An 18,553-nucleotide genomic window follows, 5' to 3' on the forward strand; every position below is an offset into this window, starting at 1 on the left:
GCACCCGCACCCCGCACCCGAAGGACCCGCCCGTGCCCGCTCGCCCGCCCCTCGGCGCCGCCCTCGCGCGCACCTCGGTCGCCGTCGGCGGCCTCGCGGCGGTGGCGCTCGTCGCGGCGCTCGCGGGCTGCGCCGGCGACGACTGGAGTCGCCCGCACGCCGCCCCGAGCGCGATCGGCGAGCTCGGCGCCGGCTTCCTGCCGAGCGCGAGCCCGTCGCCGGAGGCGACCATCCACCCGCGCGAGGGCAGCTGGGATGCCGTGCACCCCTCGCCCGGCATGCGCGTCGTGCTGCTGCGAGCGGACGACGAGGATGCGACGGTCACGACGATCGACGACTCGGTCGTGCGCTGGGCCGAGGCCGAGAAGGTGTCGCTGCGCACCGTCACCGCCGGCCACGACAAGGTCGCCGCGATCGTCGAGGCGATGGATCAGGAGCCCGACCTGATCATCAGCGCCGGCAACGACCTCGTCGACGCGCTCGCGCTCGTCACCGCGAATCACCTCGACCAGCAGTTCCTCGTGATCGGCGCCGAGGTCGCCGAGCCGACCGGCAACGTGACCGCCGTCGACTGGACGGGAGCGTCGTTCCGCGGCGAGGGGCTCGGCACTCCGTCGGACTACGACCCGAAGAGCTTCACGTCGGCGCGCTGCGACCGCGCCGTGCGCGCCGGCGTCGCCGCCGTGCTGCACGAGGCGCGCGGCATCGTCGTCTGGATCGACTGACCCACCTGGTCGGTGGCCGCGCCGCACCCGCGATCGCGCCGCCGACCCGCGATGGCGTCGCACCGCGCCCGCCTCGCCGCCCGCACCCCCGCGCGCCCGCGCCGCGCTACCCTCGCGCGATGGACGACGCGCGCTCGGCCCGCATCCACCTCGCCCTCCGCGTGATGTGGATGGTCGGCTTCGCCGTCGGCACCACCACGCACGTGATCGATCTCACGCTCGGCGGCATCGACGTCTACGAGGACGCGCCGACCGCGGTGCGCGCCTTCTGGGTCGCTCTGACGGCGCTCGATCCGACGGTCATCGTGCTGATGCTCGGCGGCGCGCCCACCCGCGAGGGGCTCGCCGCACTGCGCTGGCGTCGCGCGGCCGTGCTGCTCGGCGCAGCCATCATGGTCGCCGACGTGGCCGTCAACGCGACGATGACCTTCGAGATCGGGATGCCGGGCGCCGCTCCGGGTCAGATCGGCGTCGGGCTGGTGACGCAGACGGCCTTCGCGGTGTTCGTGCTCGCGACGGCGCCCCTGCTGTGGCGGCGTCGCGCACCCGACTCCGCGCGCTCCTCACCGGACCCCGCCGACACCGCGCGTTTCTCAGCAGAACCCGCCGCCCCTGCCGTCGACGCGGCGGATCCGCCCCCGTCATCCTGAGAAACCCGCCGCGAGTACCGCGGCAGACGGGCGTCGAACGGCCAGAATGGTCGCGTGGAAGAGCTCGTGCCGATCCCCCATCCCGGCGTTCCGCTCGAGTTCGGGCGCCCGGGAGATCCCGGCGTGATCGTGGTGCACGACTGGTACGGCCGGCTGCCCTGGCTCGAGAACTACGCCGAGGCGCTGTCGCGCGTCGGTTTCCGTGTGCTCGTTCCCGATCTGTACGACGGGGTCGCGACGGTCGACGGCGAGCAGGCCGAGCGGCTGCTGACCACGCTCACCGACGACGGCGTCGACGCGGAGATCGACCTCGCGCTCGAGCAGCTGCGCGGCGAGGGGAGCACCCGCATCGGCGTGATCGGCTTCTCGATCGGCGGCTGGCACGGCCTGCGCTTCGCCCAGACCGGGGCCGTGGATGCGGTGGTCGCCTACTACGCCACCCTCGCCGAGAACGTGCACGGCGTGCTGCCCGCGCCCGTGCTGCTGCACCTCGCCGAGATCGACGAGTGGCCGGAGGGCGCGGAGCCCGGCGCGTTCATCGCCCGGCTCAAAGACGACGGCACCCCGATCGAGCAGCACGCCTACCCGGCGACCCGGCACGGCTTCGCCAACGGCACGGTCGGCGGCGAGTTCGACCGGGATGCGGCGGCGCTGGCCTTCGCACGCTCGGCTTCGTTCCTGGAGTCGCAGCTCGCGAGCTGACGGCGCGTCCGTCATCCGAACCCCGCGCGCACCGCGGTCCCGACCCGCGGCGCTTCAGGGAAGCCGCGGGGTTTTCTCGAGACCCGCGCGCGGATACCCTGACCTCAGCGGCGCCCACCCGAGGCGCCCGGGGGAATCGGAGGGGCGATGCTGTCGTCACCCAACCGCCTGCTCGGAACCATCTTCGGCGTCTTCTTCATCGCGATCGGCGTCTGGGGCTTCTTCCTTCCCGACGGCGGCCTGCTGCTCGGCCTCTTCGGCGTCAACCTGCTGCACAACTTCGCGCACCTGCTGATCGGCCTCATCCTCGCGGTCGCCGCGATCGTCGGCGGGCTCAGCTCGGCCCGCACGGTCAACTCGATCGTCGGCGCCGCGTACCTCGTGCTCGGCATCGCCGGACTGTTCCTGCTCGGCACCCCGGTCAACTTCCTCGCGATCAACGCCCCCGACAACGTGCTGCACTTCGCCAGCTCGGTCGTGCTGCTCGCGGTCGGGCTCGGCGCCGAGCGCCCGAAGGCGAAACCGGTCGCCCGCTGAACACGTCCTCCCGCGGCGAGGGCGGGGTACCGTTCCGAGGGCGGGGCGTCGACATCCCGCGCTGGGAACGCGACCCCGCGCTCGGCCGCGTTCCTCCTGCGGGAGAGCGTCGGTGACGCCGAGCCTGCCCCCGCTCTCGCCGGTGCTGCGCATCTGGCTCGGCTTCGCGTCGCTCGGGGCCGGACTCATCCATCTCGCCCTCGTGATCGGCGCCCCGCCCGCGCTCGCGACCGCCTTCGCGCTGCTCGGCGCGGCGGAGTTCGCCTGGGGAACCTTCTGCTTCGCCCGCGACGAGCCCCCGCTGCAGCGCCTGGCGCTGCTCTTCGTGCTGCTGCCGCTGCTCGGCTGGATCGGGCTGCTGCTCGTGGCCGCGGCCGTGCACTCGACCGAGCTCACGCGCGCCCTGCCCGCTCTGCCGCTCGCGATCTCGACGCTGCTCGACACGGTCGTCGCCGTCGCGCTCGGGATGCGGATGCGCGCCCGTCGTCGCCTCGACGGCGTCCGCCCGAACCCGGGCCTCCCGACCGCTGCCGAAGCCGAAGCCGATCCCGATCCCGATGCCGGCCAGCGGTCGTCTGGCGACCCCGGCACCCCGCATCCCGTCCCGGAGTCCTCGCCCGCGCAGACCGTGCGCTTCCTGCTCGGCGTCGCGCTCGGCGCGCTGATCATCGCCGCGCTCACCACGACCGGGCTCAGCGCGACCGAGGCGGGACAGTTCCCCTCCGTGCACGAGCTGAACCTGCCCGGCCTTCACCTGCACTGACGCCGGCCTCCCCCGGGCGGCCCGGCAGCGCGCTGCGTCGACGTGCCTGGTACCCGCGGATCCCCGCCGCCCTCGGCGCTACGCCGAGATGCCCGGAATCGCCGTCACGCGCGACATGAACCGCCGCACCGCGTCGTCGACGATGATGTCGCTCGGCCGCAGCGGCCGGGTCATGTACAGCCCCTCGAGCCGGGTGATGCGCGAGAGAGCGACGTAGGTCTGCCCCGGGGCGAAGCTGCGCGGACCGAGGTCGATGATCGCCTGGTCGTAGCTCTTGCCCTGCGACTTGTGGATCGTCACGGCCCACGCGAGCCGCAGCGGGAACTGCGTGAACTCGGCCACCACATCCCGCTGCAGCTTCTTCGTCGCGCTCGAGTAGCGGTAGCGGTAGCGCTCCCACGTCGCCGGGAGCACCTCGTGCAGCTCGCCGTCGACATCCACCCAGACGGTGTCGTCGATGCGCTCGACCGTGCCGACGGTGCCGTTCACCCAGCGCCCGTCGCCGCCGGCGTCGTTGCGCAGGAACATCACCTGCGCGCCCTTCTTCAGCTCGAGCTTGTCGTCGGCCGGGAAGGCGCGGTTGCCGAAGTCGCCGGTGACCTCGGCGCGAGCGGTGAGGATGCGCCCGGGCAGCCGGGCGAGCTGCTGGCCGTTGATGCGGTTCACGGTCGCGTTGGTCGTCGCGAGCGTGATCGTGCCGTCGTCGGGAGCCGGTCGCGCGCCGACGGAGTTGAGACGGTGCGCCATGTCGGCGGTCACGGTGCCGTGCCGCACGGCGGTCAGCAGCTGCTTGAACTCGAGCTCGTGCTGGCGGTGGATCGTGCCGAGCTCGTAGACGGTGAGATCCGCCTCGTCCCACACCTTCGCGTCGAAGAACCACATCGAGCGGTAGCGGTCGGCGAAGTAGGCGCGCTCGTCCTCGTCGCCGGGAACCGGCGCGAGCTGCCAGGGGTCGCCGAACAGCACGATCTGGGCTCCGCCGAAGGGCTCGTGGGGGCGTTGCCGGGCCTGGCGCAGCGAGCGGTCCATCGCATCCAGCAGGTCGGCGTTGACCATCGACACCTCGTCGACGACGAGCGTCTCGATCGCGGCCAGCAGCTTGCGCAGCTCGGCGCTCTGGTCGATCTCCTGGTCGGCGATCACGCCGATCGGCAGCCGGAACAGCGAGTGGATCGTCTGCCCGCCGACGTTGAGCGCCGCGACGCCGGTCGGAGCGCAGATCGCGAGGGCCTTCGAGCTGTTCCACGAGAGGTGCTCGAGCAGGGTCGACTTGCCGGTGCCCGCGCGGCCGGTGACGAAGACGTGCCCGTTCGTGGTCTCGATCGCGTCGAAGACGGCCTGCTGCTCGGGCGAGAGCTCGGGCAGCGGCATGGGTTCTCCGGGTCGATGCGGGGTGGATGCGGCGTCCTCGGCGGTCGCGACGACGGGTCGCACGCGGCCGGGACGCCGGACTCGTCGAGGCTACCCGGGATGCGCGATCGACGCCCCGAGTTCTCCACCGACGCATCGCGGATACTGCCCTCCCCGACGCCGATACTGGCGAGGCGTGCGGGGGCGGCCGCCCGCGACGACGGCCGCCGATCTCGGCAGCATCCGCGACACGACCGGGCCGGACGGCGCAGGGAGCGGCGGGCGTGGAGGGCGGTGGGAAGCTCGCCGACCCGCTACGCGACCGGCTCGAGCAGCCCGCTCGACGCCATCACCGCATCCGGGCGCAGTGTCAGCACGATGCGCTCCGGGTTCGGCCGCGGCTCGCGGTAGCGCGCGGCGTAGCGGCGCTCGGCGTCGCGCACCGCATCCGGCTCGTCGACGATCTCGGCACGACCCGAGAAGGTCAGCCAGCGCGCCCCCTCGAACTGGCACACCGAGGCGCGCCCGGTGCGCAGCACGTTGAGCACCTTCTGCCCGCCGCCGGAGGTGATGACGCGCACGAGCTCGCCATCCCAGGTGAAGCCGACCGGCACGACATGGATGCCGCCGTCGCGCCCGAAGGTCGACAGCGTCGCGATGTGGCGGTCGGTCAGGAAGGTCTGCGCTTCGGCGCTCAGGCGCACGTCGGCCAGGGCGGGCATGGGACTCCGTTCGGCGCGGCGGGGACGATCGCCGTGCGAACCGCCGTGCGAAGCCCGGTCGGTGCTGTGTCCATTCTGGCGGTCCGGCGGAGCTCCGCCAACCGCGCAGCGCCCCTCTCCTCCACAGCCGCACGCCGTCCACAGCTCGCACCGTCGGCATCCGCCGGCCGCATCCCCTTCGTAGGATGTCGAGCATGCGTCGCACCGTCGTCTCCTGGCTCGTGGCCGTCGGTCTCGTGCTGATCGCGAGCATCGGCGGGGTGGCGACGGCGAACGCGACCGTCTTCGGGGCCGGCGCGTTCGTGCGCGAGTACCTCGACACAATCGCCCGCGGTGACGCCGCGAGCGCGCTCGGCATCCCCGGTGTGGATGACGGCGGCGCCGACGACGCGCTGCTCACCGATGCGGTGCTGCGCACGGGCGCCCGGCTGACCGACATCAGTCAGGTCTCCGACACCGAGTCGGCCGGCATCCACACCGTCACGGTGCGCTGGCGAGCGGGCGGGCAGCAGGGCGAGAGCAGCTTCGAGGTGGAGCGCGACGGCTCGCGGTTCGGGCTGTTCCCCGCCTGGCGTTTCGCGACCTCGCCTGTCGCGCTGGTGCCAGTCACGGTCGACGGCGACAGCCGGTTCCGGGTCAACGACGTGCCCGCGTCGACGCGCACCGCGGGCGAGGCCGACGCCTTCGCCCTGTTCGTTCCCGGTGCCTACGACGTGGATGCGCGCACCCGCCTGCTCTCGGCGAAGGCCCAGACCTTCGTGGCCGACACCACGGGCGACGCCGACGCGATCGAGCTCGAGGTGTCGCCGACGACGGGCTTCCAGAAGCGGCTGCAGAAGGAGGTCGACGGCTTCCTCGACTCCTGCGCGACGCAGAAGGTGCTGCAGCCGACCGGGTGCCCCTTCGGCCAGGTGATCGACGATCGCGTCACCTCGCCGCCGACCTGGACGATCTCGACCTACCCGGTCGTGCGGATCGGCGCCGGTGGTGGCGCCGGGAAGTGGCAGGTGTCGCCGACGCCCGGCACCGCGAACCTGACGATGGATGTGCAGGCTCTCGCCGACGGCACGATCAGCCGCTACGACGAGGATGTCGAATTCCGCGTCGCCTACGACGTGACCGTGAAGGGCGACACCATCACGATCACCCCGATCGACCTCGGCGACGACGGCTGACGTTCAGCCCTCGGTCGACGGCTCGAGCGGTGCCTCGGGCTGCAACAGGGCGGCGACTCCGACGCGGTTCCAGAGGTTGATCAGGCCAACGGCGAGCACGAGATCGCCGAGCTCCTTCTCGCCGAAGGTGTCGGCGGCGCGCGCCCAGAGCTCGTCGGGCACGCCGGCGCTCGTCATGCGGGTCAGCGCCTCGGCGAACTCGAGGGCGACGCGCTCGCGCGGGGTGAAGAACTCGGAGTGATGCCAGGCGGCGACCGCGAGCACCTTGCGCTGCGCGACCCCGTCACCGAGCAGGTCGATCGCGTGGGCGTCGACGCAGTAGTTGCAGCCGTTGAGCTGCGACACCCGCAGGAAGATCAGGTCCTTCAGCGCAGGGTCGATCGACTCGCTCACGTAGCCGTCGAGAGCGATGACCTTGCTGTAGCCGGTGCCGCTGGTCTTGTTGATCTGGATGCGTGACATGGCTTCACTCTGCTCGTCCTGGTGGCCGGGTCACATATCCGATTTCGGACTATTCGACCAGTCCATTCCCCCGTCCTAGGGTGAGCGCGTGGACGTGCACATCTCCCTCCCGCCTCGCGGCGCGCGCACTACCGCGATCCACCGTCAACTGGCTTCGGCGATCGTCGACGGTGTGCTCGCGCCGGGCGCACGGCTGCCGGCGACGCGCGAACTGGCCGCCGAGCTCGGCGTCGCTCGCACGACCGTCAGCGCCGCCTACGATCGGCTGCTCGCCGAGGGCCTGGTCGAGGCCCGCGTCGGCGCGGGCACCTTCGTCGCCGACGTCCGCGCAGCGGCGGCGGGCGGCGCGACGACGACAGACCGAGCGGAGGCGCGGAGCATCCGACAAGGCATATCGGGCTCGCACTCGCCAGCAGACCCCTGCACTGCTGCGGCGCTGCACCCGATCCCCCTCATCGCCGAGCTCGCCGCCGATGACGACGGCCTCGCTCCCGATCCGGCGCCCGACCGCATCCGCTGGGACTTCGCCGGCGGCAGCCCCGACCCGACGCTCTTTCCCCACGCCGACTGGCGTCGCCTGATCGCGCACCACCTGCGCGCGACCTCGCCGTACCCCGGCGGCTACGGCGACCCGACCGGCCTGCTCGAGCTGCGCGTCGCGATCGCGCGGCACGTTCGCCTCTCGCGCGCGGTCGCCGCGGAGCCCGACGACGTGCACGTCACCCTCGGAGCACAGCACGGACTCGGCCTCATCGCCCGCGCACTGCTGCGCCCCGGCGACACCGTCGCCGTCGAGGAGCCCGGGTACCCGCCGGTGCGCGCGATCTTCGCGAGCCTCGGTGCGCGCATCGAGCACGTGCCGGTGGATGCCGAGGGCCTGCGCGTCGATCTGCTCCCCCCGCGCGCCCGGCTCGTCTACGCGACCCCGTCGCACCAGTTCCCGCTCGGCATGCCGATGACGACCCCGCGCCGACTGGCGCTGCTCGCCTGGGCGGAACGGCACGGCGCGGCCGTCGTGGAGGACGACTATGACAGCGAGTTCCGCTACGGCACGCGGCCGCTGGATTCGCTGCACAGCCTCGACCGCGCCGGACGCGTCATCCACCTCGCGACCTTCTCGAAGTCGCTCGCTCCCGGGCTGCGTCTCGGGTTCCTGGTCGCGCCGCCGAGCCTGCGCGCCGCCCTGCGCTTCCTGCAGCGCACCGAGCGGATGAGCGCGGATCCGGTTCCCCAGGCCGCTCTCGCCGACCTTCTCGACACGGGCGTCTTCGCCGCGCGGGCGCGCCGTTCGCGGCGCATCTACGCCGAGCGCCATCGGCTGCTGACCGCCGAGCTGGGCGAGCGGATGCCCGACGCCCTGCGGGTCATCCCGAGCCACGCGGGCCTGCACCTCACCGCCTACCTGGATGCGGCGTTCCCGCGCACCGCACCGCGTCTGGCAGAGCTCGCGGCGGCGGCGGGCATCCGCGTCACGGCGCTCGACCCGTTCTACGCGCGCGCCCCGACGGCGAACGGCCTGCTGCTGGGCTTCGGTCGCATCCCCGCCGCCGACATCCCTGCGGGCGTCGCCGCCCTCGCCCGCGTCACCGGCTCGGCCCGCTGACGCGCGCGCCGCATCGCGTCACCCGCCGCTCAGTCGCGCGCGCCGCGCTCCGCGAGCATCCGGTTGTACTCCTCGAGATCGGCCTCGCCGTCGCGATCGGCCTTGCGGTCGCGGCGCTTCGCCTCGCGGGCGTCGCTGCGCGACCACATGAGCGCCACGAGGATCGCGAGCGACACCGTCGGCAGCTCGCCGACGCTCCACGCGATGCCGCCGGCGGCCTGCTGATCGACGAGCGGCGGATCGCCCCAGGTGCGTCCCATCGCGCCGTACCAGTCGGCGAGGAAGAGCCCCGAGCTCTCGATGATCGACAACCCGAAGAAGGCGTGCATCGCCATGGTCGCGAGCAGCAGCAGCAGGCGCAGCGGATACGGCGGCCGGTACGGCAGCGGGTCGACGCCGACGAGCATCTGCACGAAGAGGTAGCCGACGATGAGGAAGTGCACGGTCATCCACATGTGACCGAGGTGGTCGGTGGTCGCCCAGCGGAACAGCGGCGAGTAGTAGAAGACCCAGAGCGAGCCGGCGAAGAGCACGCTGGCGATGATCGGATGCGACAGGAACGTCGCGTACTTCGAGTGCACCGCCCACAGGATCCATTCGCGCGGCCCCCGGCTGCCGTCGCTGCGCTTGTGGATCGCGCGCATCGCCAGCGTCACCGGCGCCGACAGCACCAGGAAGACGGGGATCATCATCGACAGCACCATGTGCACGGTCATGTGCGCGCTGAACAGGAACTGCTCGTAGACGTTCGGCATGCCGTTCGTCGCCCAGAGCAGCAGCAGCATGCCGACCACCCACAGCACCGGGCGGTACCAGGGCCAGCTGTCGCCGCGACGGCGCAGACGCCACACACCCGCGAGGTAGAAGAAGATGCCGAACGCGACGATGAGCGCCCACATCAGGTCGAGGTTCCAGGTCGTGATCCAGCCCAGCGGCGTCAGCTCGGGCGGCAGCGGCTTGTCGGTGAGCAGCTCGGCGGGCGTCGGGTCGGAGAGCTGGGATGTGCCGGTGTCGGCGAGCGGGGTCTGCGTGCGCGCCAGCGCGGCGGCGACACCCGAGGCGATGCCCATGAAGGCGATCTCGGCGACGACGAGGATCCAGAAGCGGCCGTTGCCCTCGCTGCGCCCGAGCCCGCGGATGAGAACTCGCCGCTGCACCGCGCCGAACAGTCCCAACGCGAGCAGCGCGGCGACCTTGACCAGCACGAGCACGCCGTACGGCGTGAGCAGGTTCGGCAGGGTGCCGACGCGGATCGCGGCGCTCACATAGCCGGATGCGGCGACGACGATGAAGGCGATGAGCGCGATCGTGGAGTAGCGCTGCAGCACGATGACGAGACGTCCGCGGTCGAGCGTGCCCTTGAGCAGCACCAGCGTGAGCAGTCCGCCGAGCCAGATCGCGGCGAGACCCATGTGCAGCCAGATCGCGGTCGCGGCGATGTCGTGGGTCGAGCTGTCGCCCGAGTGGCCCTCGTTCGACAGGCGGGCGAGGGCGGCGACGCCGATCGCGAAGGTGACGAGGATGAGCAGCTGGTGCCGCACCGCGAAGCACAGCACCGTGATCACGGCGCCCGCGAGCATCATGACCAGCCAGGCCTGCCCGGCGGCGATCTGCGTGAGGAACTGGCCGAAGGCCTGACCGTAGCTGTCGTCGAAGGCGACCGGCTGCACGTAGACGCTCTGGAAGGTGAAGAAGGCGCACGCGGCCGAGGCGATCGTCCAGGCGGCGCCGGCCGCGGCGGCGACATCCAGCGCCCGCGCGTACGCGCGCTCTTTCGGGCTCAGGGCCAGCAGTGCGAGCAGCAGCGCACCGAGGGTCAGCCCGACGGCCAGGTTGACGAGGGTCTTCGTGATCGGGAGGCCCCAGCGCACGATCGGACCGGGGTCGACGATCGCGGGTGCCGTCGCGCCTCCGCCGAAGGCGAGGGAGAGGACGACGGCGACGAGCGCTGCGGCGATGAGCACGGCAGGACCCGCCACCTTCACGAGGCGCGGCACCCGGGAATTCTAGGCGCTCACCGCTGGGCGCCCGCCGCGCCGCCGGGCCGGCCGCATCCATCCGCCCACCGAGCCCCGGCCGCGCCCGCTGCCGCGCCGGCTCTCGCGCCCGGGAACGCCGAAGGGCGCCGACCAGCGATGGTCGACGCCCTTCGGGGAAGTCGTGAGACTTACTTGGCGGCAGCCTTGAGCTTCGAGCCCGCCGAGACCTTGACGCGGAAGCCCGCGGGGATCTTGATGGTCTCGCCGGTGGCGGGGTTGCGGCCCTCGCGCGCGGCGCTCTCGGTGCGCTCCACCGACAGCCAGCCGGGGATGGAGACCTTGGTGCCGGCCTTGACCGAGTCGGCGAGCGTCGCGAACAGCGAGTCGATGACCTGGCCGACGGCGGCCTGGCTCAGCTCGGTGGAGGCGGCGATCTTCGCGACGAGCTCCGTCTTGTTGAGGGTGTTGTCAGCCATGAATGTCCTCCTGGACTTTCTCTGCAGTACGCGGACCGCGCTCAGTTGGTGAACTGGAGTTCACCGGCTCCCGACGGACCCCGTGGGGAGCCTTAAAAAGCCGGTGGCGGCCCGGGGATGCCCCCGAACCGCCACTGAACTTACCAGGAAGACTTCGTGATTCCGGGCAATTCTCCACGGTGCGCCATGTCGCGGAAACGCACACGCGAGATGCCGTACTGGCTGAGGACACCGCGCGGGCGGCCGTCGATCGCGTCGCGGTTGCGCAGACGGATGGGCGAGGCGTCGCGGGGCAGCTTCTGCAGACCCTGGCGCGCGGCCTCGCGCGACTCGTCGGTTCCGTTCGGATCGATGAGCGCCTTCTTCAGCTCGAGACGCTTCGCGGCGTAGCGCGCGACGATCTCGGCGCGCTGGTTGTTCTTGGCGATCTTGCTCTTCTTAGCCATGGCTTAGCGCTCCTCTCGGAATTCGACGTGCTTGCGGACCACCGGATCGTACTTCTTGAGCACGATGCGGTCAGGGTTGTTGCGGCGGTTCTTGCGGGTCACGTAGGTGTACCCGGTGCCGGCGGTGGAACGGAGCTTGATGATCGGACGGACGTCCTGTGCCTTCTTGGCCATCAGATCTTCTCCCCACGGGCCAGCAGGTCCTTGACGACCGACTCGATGCCGCGAGCGTCGATGACCTTGATGCCCTTAGCGGACAGCGTCAGGGTCACGGTGCGACGCAGCGACGGGACGTAGTACTTCTTCTTCTGCACGTTCGGGTCGAAGCGGCGCTTCGTCCGGCGGTGCGAGTGCGAGATGTTGTGTCCGAAGCCGGGAACGGCTCCGGTCACCTGGCACACGGCTGCCATGGTTCCTCCAATATCGAGACGGATCTCTCCGTCGGCTACCGTGAGGCGGCGGGACGCATCCCAGGCCGACTCACCCAAGGTCACTTGTCGGCGTGCCGAGACCGCATCCGAAGAAGCGGTGGCACACAAGAAGAAGCGCGCCGAGACGCGCAACCCTCCGAGGGTACCCGACGATCGCCCGCGCGGCAACGCGAGCGATCTCGAGCCCGCGGAGCCGGGCGTCGCGAGTCGCAGGTCGTAAGGCGTCGCGCTCAGGCGTTCCAGTGGTACTTGCCGTTGGCGTCGGGCCCCTTGGCTCCGCAGGTGTAGGTCTTGCCGTTCGCGGCGACGCCCGTCGCCCCGACGTTGCCGCAGTACCCGCCGGGGTTGACGGTTCCGCCGCTCGACGCGGGCGGTGCCGGTGCCGCGGGCGCCGGAGCGACGTAGCGCGGGGCCGGAGGGGCGACGTAGGTTCCGCGACTGGTCACCTCGGCGACCGGCGCCCGCGACACGGTCTCGGTCTGCAGCTCGCGCGCCGTCTCGACGTCGTCGGTGTACGTGACCCGGTAGACGCGGGTGAGCTCCCCGTCCACACCGGCGGTCGTCACCGCGGTCGTGCCCGCGGCGCGGGTGGCGTCATCGACGGTGACGCGGTCGAAGGCGACCGGTGCGGTCTCGGTGACCGTCTCGTAGCGGACCACGGGGTCCGGAGTCGGCGTCGCGGTCGGAGTCTCACTGGCGACGGGAGCCGCGAAGCTCTGCGGATGATGGCGCGCGCTCTCGACCGCCGCATTGGCCACGGGCACGCCGATCGCCACGCCGAGCAGAGCCGCGATCGAGAAGATCACGATCGGGATGCGCGCGACGCCGAGACGCGTCCACAGCGACGGTCGGCTCGGCGGGAGGTTCGTCACCCCCCGAGTCTCCGGATCGACAGCTGTCGAGGAAATCCCCCGATCGAGGGAGCCTCGAAGTCGTCAGACGCAGCTGTAGCCGGTGGCGATGATGAGGTTGGTGACGGTGATCGTGCGCGTCGGCGACGGCGCCGCGAGCCAGTTGCTGTACTTCGCCGTGACGGAGACCGTCGCCGTCGCGTTGATGGTGAGCAGCGCGAGCGGCACGTTGTAGCTCGTCGCGGTCGTCTCGACCGACCCGGTTCCGGTCGCGAGTCCCGACCACGAGAGCACGTACGAGGTGGGGGCGATCCCGTCGGACGTCGCGGCCGGCGCCGTCCAGGCGACCGGCACGACCGGGGTCAGCAGGTTCAGCGTGCCGCTCGCGGGAACGCAGTTGAAGGTCACGACGGGGTTCACCTTGAGCGTCGTGAGGGTTCCGCTGACGACCTCGGCGTCGGTCCACGCCGCCTCGGTCGTGTGGATGCTGCGGGCGGCCGGGTAGGCGACGGCGAGTCCCAGCGCCGCCGCGACGACGGCCGCGAGCGCCGCCTGCAGCCGCGGACGGCCGGCGAAGGGTCGGCGGCGAGGCGCGGTCCCCGGGTCGCGCCGCCTCATGACGCACCCCGCGGGGCGTCGAGCCCGCCGCGCCGGCGGCGGGCGAGCGCGGCGAGCACGAGCCCGCTGCCGACGGCGCCGAGCGCGAGCAGCGCCGCGGGCCAGGCCCCGGCGACACCGGTTCCGGCGAGACCGCCGCCGCGGGCGCCCGAACCGCCCGCGCCGCCGGTCCCGCCCGATCCGCCGCCGTCGCCGTTGCCGACGCCGCCGCTGCCGACGCCCGCGTCGCCGGCGCCCCAGACCTGCAGACGCAGCTCGGCATCCGCTTCGTCGCTGATCTCGTCGGCGACGTGCACGGTCACGAGCACCCACACCTCGGCCGGGATGTCCTCGTCGGCGAACCAGCGGGCGCCGTGCGAGGTGATCGGCGATGTCGCCGCGACGAGCGGCACGTCGGCGAGGAAGTCCATCGCTCCGGTCGCGCAGCCGTCGGCGGTCCAGCGGACGTCGCAGCCGCGCACATCCACCCGCAGGTCGGCGGCGCGCGCCGGATCGGAGTCCAGACCCAGCCCCAGATGCAGCCGGCCCACGTTCGAGTCGTCGTAGGTGCTGACGCCGACCTGCCAGTCGGCCGAGGTGCCCGGCGCCATGCTCTGCACCGCGTCGACGTCGGCGATGCTGACGAGCTGGATGTGGTCGCCGCGCACGACCGTCTCGAGCGGCTCGGCGGCGGCCGGGGCCGGTGCGACGAACGGGATCAGCGTCGCCGCACCGGCGGTCACCAGCACGGCGGCGAGCGCGGCGCCCGCGTGGGCGCGCTTCTCGTCGGCCGCGGTCGGGGCGGGCTGCGACGCGGGCTCGTCATCGCCGGGACGTCGGCGCGGCCAGAACGCCCACGTGACGAGCACGGCGGCGCCGATCGTGAGTCCGCCGAGCACGAGCGGGTTGCCGAACCAGACCACGACGTGGGCGAGCCCGGGAACCGCGAAGCGCACGATGCGCACCTGCTCGACCCGGTACGGCGCCGGGTCGGCGGCGGCGTTCGCGTCGCCGCGCAGCGTGATCTCGCGCACGGCCGCGGCGCGTCCCTCGGGCGCCTCGATGCCGACGACCCGGTGCGTGATCGGCAGCAGCCCGCCGGGGCGCTCGACCGTGACGACGTCGCCGACCTTCGCGTCGGCGGCGGGGATCTGCTGCACGAGCGCCGCGGAACCCGCCGGGATGGTCGGCGACATCGACCCGGTCGAGAACATGATCACGGTCGCGTGGAAGACCGTCGCCGCGACCACCGCGGCGAGGCACACCGCTCCGCCGGCCGCCGCGATCCACAGCACCACGTCGACGAGCGCCGAGCGCGCTCCGCCGGCACGCCGCGCACGCGGGCGGCGGTGCGCGATCGGGGCGGTGGTCACGGGGTGCTCCTTCGGGCGGGGGAGGGATGAGGTGGCGCGGGTGCGGTGGCGGGATGCGGTGGGGCCGGCGCGATCAGGTCGACCGCGTCGTGAAGGTCCAGACCGCCGTGCCGGTCAGCGACTGGGTCGTCGTGGGGGCGCTGAGCGCGAGATAGGTCTGGAAGCAGAACGCCGTCGCCGTGCCCGGCGCCGCACTGGTCGCCGCGGCGAGCACGTTGGTGACGCCGGAGTTCTGCCCGGTCGTGATGAGCGGAGCGGTATCGGCGGCCCCGACGACCCAGTTCGGTGTGCCGGCGAACGCGGTCGCATCGCAGGTCGCGGCGGGGTCGACGCGGACGACCCGGTATTGCGTCCACTGCCCGAGCAGGGTTCCGCCGGTTCCGCTCATGACGGCGCCGCCGAGTGTCGCCGTGCCCACGACCGACTGCGCGTTCGTGCGGATGCGCACCATCGTGTACACGGGCGAGTTCGGCACCATCCCCGACAACGCCACGGTCGCTCCCGGCGCCGTCGCGTTGTCGGCGTAGGCGCCGCCGTTCAGGCTCGACTGAGTTCCGAAGCGCGACGCCGAGAAGGTCGCCTTCGCGAATTCCGCGTCGTTCCACGACGCCAGCGTGAAGCCCGCCCCGAGACCCAGGGCGAGCCCGCCGGCGATCGCCGCCCGCACCCGCACCGACACGCGTCGGCGGGATGCGGACGGGGGCGACGCGCGGTCGCCCGGATTCACGATCAGCTCGAGACGGCCGCGAACTGCCAGGTGGCGGTGCCGGTCTGACCCTGTGCGATCGTTCCGGCCGTCACCTGGAAGCAGAGGTTGACCGCGGCGCCCGCCGCACCTCCCGTGCCCTTCACGAGGTTGAAGGTCACCGCGGTGCCGCCGGTGCTCGTCATCGCCGTGCCGGCCGGCACGAGCGCGGTGCCCGTGGTCGAAGCCGTGCATCCGAATGTCGTGGTCTGCAGCAGCGTGTAGGTGAGGTTGGTCACCGTGCCCGTGGTGCCGGCGCTCGTCACGGTCACCGTCGCGTTGTTCGTCGTCGGCGCGGTGAGGCGCACGGCGAACGGCGCGGCGGCGACGTCGGTCGGCGACAGCGAGCCCACGTTCACGGTGAAGGGCAGCGTCGCCGCGGTGCCCGCCGTGTTGTGGTTGCTGAACGTCGTGCCGTCGGTCGAGCCGACCATGTCGAAGGTTCCGGCCGTGAAGGTGCCGGTGGCGAATTCGGAGTCGTTCCAGGCCGCGAGCACGTAGGTCGCACCAACGCCGAGCACGAGGCCTCCGGCGAGGATGGCGGCGATCTTGCGCGATCGCCAGCGCTTCGGTCGGGTCGTCTCCTGAGTTGTCGTCGTCATGACCGGCTCCCTGATCTGCCGTCCATTCCGCCGACGCGGTGGTTGTGGAGGACTCGGTGCCCTTCCCCGCGCCGACGATCCTGGGCACAGGCTACGCCGGAGTTCGCCTCATGTCACCCTTTCGTCACCCCACTGCGAGCGGGTGCGTCGAGATGCTGGGCGACGGGTTCGCCGCCGCTGAATGGCGACGCGGGTCGCGAGGCGTCAGCCCTGCGCGCCGACGCCCTTCGCGGTGCAGTCGGCGCAGAGGCCGAAGACGTCGACGACGTGCTCCGGCTGGGTGAAGCCGTGCTTCGCGGCGACCTGGTGCGCCCAGGTCTCCACCTCATCCGCCTCGATCTCGACGGTCGCGCCGCAGTTGCGGCAGATCAGGTGGTGGTGGTGCTTGCCGGGGGTGCAGGCGCGGTAGAGCGCCTCGCCTTCCTGCTGCAGCGAATCGGCCTCACCCGTCGACTCGAGGTCGGCGAGGGCGCGGTAGACCGTCGCGAGCCCGATCGTCGAGCCCTGGTCGCGCAGACCCGAGTGCAGCGCCTGCGCGCTGACGAAGCCCTCGCGCTCGCCGAGAGCGCCGCGCACGGCCTCGCGCTGCCACGTGTTGCGTCGTGCGGTCATGCCGTCACCACCTCCGTCGTCGAAGTGATTCTGCCGCGTCGCGTGCGGTGCCGCTGCCAGGAGATCACCCGGGCGACGAGGTAGATGAGGAACGAGATCGTCGTCACGTAGGGGCTGATCGGCACCGAGGCGCCGAGCGCGAGCAGGATGCCGCCCACGAGCGACACGGTCGCGAAGACGACGCTGAGCACCGGGACCCACACCGGGGATGCCGTGAGCCGCAACGCCGCGGCGGCCGGCGTCACCAGGATCGACAGCACGAGCAGCGCGCCCACGATCTGCACGCTGACCGCGATCGTGAGGCCGAGCAGCATCATGAAGACGAGCGACAGCCAGCGGGCCGGAACGCCGCGGGCGATCGCGACATCCGCATCCAGGCTGGCGAAGACGAGCGGACGCCACACGACCGCGAGCCCGACCACGACGATCGCGCAGATGATCAGCAGCGAGTTCAGGCGCGGGTCGTCGACCGCGACGATCTGCCCGGTGAGCAGGCCGAACTTGTTCGCCGACCTGCCCGGGAACAGGGCCAGGCAGAGGATGCCGATGCCGAGCCCGAAGGGCATGAGCACCGCGATGATCGAGTTGCGGTCACGAGCCCGCGAGCCGAGCAGCCCGATCAGCGCCGCCGCCACGAGCGAGCCGACGATCGCCCCCTGCACGACGCCGAGGCCGAGCAGCAGCCCGGCGGAAGCGCCCGCGAAGCTCAGCTCGCTGATGCCGTGCACCGCGAAGGCCATGTCGCGCTGCATCACGAAGACGCCGATCAGGCCGCCCGCGATGCCGAGCACGGCGCCGGCGAAGATCGAGTTGCGCAGCAGCGCGATGAGCTCGCCGTAGTCGCTGAAGTCGAAGATCGCGCTCCACAGGTCGTTCACGCGGCGCCTCCCGTCGGGTGGGTGCCGAGGCCGCCGGTGCCCGCCGTGTGCGGGTGGCCGGCGTGATCCGCGTGGTCGTGGTCGTCGTGGTGGTGCGAGGAGTCGGGCACGCCGACCACGACGATGCGTCCGCGCGAGCGGATCACGTCGATCGGCGACTGGTACAGCTCGCTCAGCACCTCGCTGCGCAGCACCTCGTCGGGGGTGCCGATGCGGAAGGCGCCGTTCGCGAGGTACAGCACCCGGTCGACCATGCCGAGGATCGGGTTCACGTCGTGCGTCACGAACAGCACGCCGAGGTCGCGCTCACGGCGCTGGCGGTCGATCAGCTCGCTCACCTCGCGCTGGTGTCGCAGGTCGAGCGAGATCAGCGGCTCGTCGCAGAGCAGCAGGCGCGGGTCGCCGGCGAGCGACTGGCCGACGCGCAGCCGCTGCTGCTCGCCGCCGGAGAGGGTGCCGATCGGGCGGCTCGCGAAGCCGGACGCTCCGACCGACTCGAGCAGCGCATCCACCTTCCGCCGACGCGCTCGACTCGGCCAGCCCGGCCCGAGCCGGTGGCCGTCGACGCCGAGGCCGACGAGGTCACGGCCGCGCAGGGGGGTTCCGGGTTCGGCCATCTTCTGCTGCGGGATGTAGCCGATGCGGCGGTCGCCGCCGTGAATGCGCTCTCCCAGCAGCTCGGCCGATCCGCTGCTCAGCTGCTGCTGACCCAGGATCACCTTGAGCAGGCTCGTCTTGCCCGACCCGTTCGCGCCGAGCACGGCGACGAACTCGCCCGCGTCGACGGCGAGGTCGAGACCGCTCCAGAGGTGCCGGCTGCCGTAGGCGAGACCCGCCCCGCTCAGCCGCAGCACCGTCATCCCCTCATGCTCCC

At 72.1% G+C, this 18,553-nt stretch carries 23 protein-coding genes; 7 read left to right on the forward strand and 16 right to left on the reverse strand.

Going from position 1 to position 18,553, the window contains the following annotated elements; genetic code table 11:
• The 5 genes from FJ657_RS03535 to FJ657_RS03555 all read left to right on the forward strand — a co-directional run.
• Window positions 1-725, forward strand: a 725-nt coding sequence (locus FJ657_RS03535; RefSeq protein ID WP_369407394.1) for a type 1 periplasmic-binding domain-containing protein, incomplete at its 5' end; no start/stop codon positions are given.
• A 119-nt stretch (window positions 726-844) separates the two neighbouring features.
• The gene (locus FJ657_RS03540) at window positions 845-1,375 is read left to right on the forward strand and encodes a hypothetical protein (RefSeq protein ID WP_141162264.1); all 531 of its coding nucleotides are present in this window, start codon (window positions 845-847) and stop codon (window positions 1,373-1,375) included.
• A 54-nt stretch (window positions 1,376-1,429) separates the two neighbouring features.
• Window positions 1,430-2,077, forward strand: a complete 648-nt coding sequence (locus FJ657_RS03545; protein WP_141162265.1) for a dienelactone hydrolase family protein — start codon at window positions 1,430-1,432, stop codon at window positions 2,075-2,077.
• Between the two features lie 147 nt (window positions 2,078-2,224).
• Complete coding sequence (locus tag FJ657_RS03550; RefSeq protein WP_141162266.1) at window positions 2,225-2,614, forward strand: DUF4383 domain-containing protein; 390 nt, start codon at window positions 2,225-2,227, stop codon at window positions 2,612-2,614.
• A 112-nt stretch (window positions 2,615-2,726) separates the two neighbouring features.
• Entirely contained in the window at window positions 2,727-3,377 is a 651-nt protein-coding gene (locus tag FJ657_RS03555) for a hypothetical protein (protein ID WP_141162267.1), read from the forward strand.
• Window positions 3,378-3,455: 78 nt separating this feature from the next.
• Here FJ657_RS03555 and FJ657_RS03560 read toward each other — a convergent pair whose 3' ends face one another.
• Window positions 3,456-4,748 carry an ATP-dependent DNA helicase gene (locus FJ657_RS03560; protein WP_141162268.1) on the reverse strand — a complete coding sequence of 431 codons (1,293 nt, stop codon included), beginning with the start codon at window positions 4,746-4,748 and terminating at the stop codon, window positions 3,456-3,458.
• A 293-nt stretch (window positions 4,749-5,041) separates the two neighbouring features.
• Complete coding sequence (locus FJ657_RS03565) at window positions 5,042-5,449, reverse strand: PPOX class F420-dependent oxidoreductase (protein WP_141162269.1); 408 nt, start codon at window positions 5,447-5,449, stop codon at window positions 5,042-5,044.
• A gap of 194 nt (window positions 5,450-5,643) precedes the next feature.
• On the opposite strand from FJ657_RS03565, the gene FJ657_RS03570 reads away from it, so the two are divergent.
• Window positions 5,644-6,624, forward strand: coding sequence for a hypothetical protein (locus FJ657_RS03570; protein ID WP_141162270.1), 981 nt, complete (start codon window positions 5,644-5,646; stop codon window positions 6,622-6,624).
• Between the two features lie 3 nt (window positions 6,625-6,627).
• On the opposite strand, the gene FJ657_RS03575 is transcribed toward FJ657_RS03570, so the two are convergent.
• Complete coding sequence (locus FJ657_RS03575) at window positions 6,628-7,086, reverse strand: carboxymuconolactone decarboxylase family protein (RefSeq protein ID WP_141162271.1); 459 nt, start codon at window positions 7,084-7,086, stop codon at window positions 6,628-6,630.
• An 88-nt stretch (window positions 7,087-7,174) separates the two neighbouring features.
• On the opposite strand from FJ657_RS03575, the gene pdxR reads away from it, so the two are divergent.
• Entirely contained in the window at window positions 7,175-8,689 is a 1,515-nt protein-coding gene (pdxR, locus tag FJ657_RS03580) for a MocR-like pyridoxine biosynthesis transcription factor PdxR (RefSeq protein ID WP_141162272.1), read from the forward strand.
• 29 nt (window positions 8,690-8,718) lie between these two features.
• On the opposite strand, the gene FJ657_RS03585 is transcribed toward pdxR, so the two are convergent.
• The 13 genes from FJ657_RS03585 to FJ657_RS03645 form a co-directional block, all read right to left on the reverse strand.
• Window positions 8,719-10,686 carry a bifunctional copper resistance protein CopD/cytochrome c oxidase assembly protein gene (locus tag FJ657_RS03585; protein WP_181408852.1) on the reverse strand — a complete coding sequence of 656 codons (1,968 nt, stop codon included), beginning with the start codon at window positions 10,684-10,686 and terminating at the stop codon, window positions 8,719-8,721.
• Window positions 10,687-10,856: 170 nt separating this feature from the next.
• Complete coding sequence (locus FJ657_RS03590; protein WP_141162273.1) at window positions 10,857-11,144, reverse strand: HU family DNA-binding protein; 288 nt, start codon at window positions 11,142-11,144, stop codon at window positions 10,857-10,859.
• Window positions 11,145-11,284: 140 nt separating this feature from the next.
• Window positions 11,285-11,590 (reverse strand): 30S ribosomal protein S14, encoded by a 306-nt coding sequence (gene rpsN, locus FJ657_RS03595; RefSeq protein WP_141143798.1) that lies wholly within the window; start codon window positions 11,588-11,590, stop codon window positions 11,285-11,287.
• A gap of 3 nt (window positions 11,591-11,593) precedes the next feature.
• Window positions 11,594-11,764, reverse strand: coding sequence for a 50S ribosomal protein L33 (gene rpmG / locus FJ657_RS03600; RefSeq protein WP_029145259.1), 171 nt, complete (start codon window positions 11,762-11,764; stop codon window positions 11,594-11,596).
• The gene (gene rpmB, locus FJ657_RS03605) at window positions 11,764-12,000 is read right to left on the reverse strand and encodes a 50S ribosomal protein L28 (RefSeq protein ID WP_141162274.1); all 237 of its coding nucleotides are present in this window, start codon (window positions 11,998-12,000) and stop codon (window positions 11,764-11,766) included. Before rpmB ends, rpmG begins: the two co-directional genes overlap by 1 nt.
• A 251-nt stretch (window positions 12,001-12,251) precedes the next feature.
• Complete coding sequence (locus FJ657_RS03610; protein ID WP_255447119.1) at window positions 12,252-12,893, reverse strand: G5 domain-containing protein; 642 nt, start codon at window positions 12,891-12,893, stop codon at window positions 12,252-12,254.
• A 63-nt stretch (window positions 12,894-12,956) separates the two neighbouring features.
• The gene (locus FJ657_RS03615; RefSeq protein ID WP_141162275.1) at window positions 12,957-13,490 is read right to left on the reverse strand and encodes a hypothetical protein; all 534 of its coding nucleotides are present in this window, start codon (window positions 13,488-13,490) and stop codon (window positions 12,957-12,959) included.
• Window positions 13,487-14,842 carry a signal peptidase I gene (locus tag FJ657_RS17165; RefSeq protein ID WP_219995854.1) on the reverse strand — a complete coding sequence of 452 codons (1,356 nt, stop codon included), beginning with the start codon at window positions 14,840-14,842 and terminating at the stop codon, window positions 13,487-13,489. The genes FJ657_RS03615 and FJ657_RS17165 overlap by 4 nt, the downstream gene beginning before the upstream one ends.
• A 73-nt stretch (window positions 14,843-14,915) precedes the next feature.
• Window positions 14,916-15,521 carry a SipW-dependent-type signal peptide-containing protein gene (locus FJ657_RS03625; RefSeq protein WP_181408853.1) on the reverse strand — a complete coding sequence of 202 codons (606 nt, stop codon included), beginning with the start codon at window positions 15,519-15,521 and terminating at the stop codon, window positions 14,916-14,918.
• 50 nt (window positions 15,522-15,571) lie between these two features.
• Complete coding sequence (locus tag FJ657_RS03630) at window positions 15,572-16,189, reverse strand: SipW-dependent-type signal peptide-containing protein (RefSeq protein WP_141162277.1); 618 nt, start codon at window positions 16,187-16,189, stop codon at window positions 15,572-15,574.
• 204 nt (window positions 16,190-16,393) lie between these two features.
• Window positions 16,394-16,801, reverse strand: coding sequence for a Fur family transcriptional regulator (locus FJ657_RS03635; RefSeq protein WP_141162278.1), 408 nt, complete (start codon window positions 16,799-16,801; stop codon window positions 16,394-16,396).
• A complete protein-coding gene (locus FJ657_RS03640) occupies window positions 16,798-17,679 on the reverse strand; it encodes a metal ABC transporter permease (RefSeq protein WP_141162279.1) in 882 nt (293 codons plus the stop codon). The genes FJ657_RS03635 and FJ657_RS03640 overlap by 4 nt, the downstream gene beginning before the upstream one ends.
• Window positions 17,676-18,539, reverse strand: coding sequence for a metal ABC transporter ATP-binding protein (locus tag FJ657_RS03645; RefSeq protein ID WP_141162280.1), 864 nt, complete (start codon window positions 18,537-18,539; stop codon window positions 17,676-17,678). The genes FJ657_RS03640 and FJ657_RS03645 overlap by 4 nt, the downstream gene beginning before the upstream one ends.
• Window positions 18,540-18,553: the final 14 nt, after the last annotated feature.

Source organism: Schumannella soli, from assembly GCF_006517435.1.
Classification (GTDB): Bacteria; Actinomycetota; Actinomycetes; order Actinomycetales; family Microbacteriaceae; genus Schumannella; species Schumannella soli.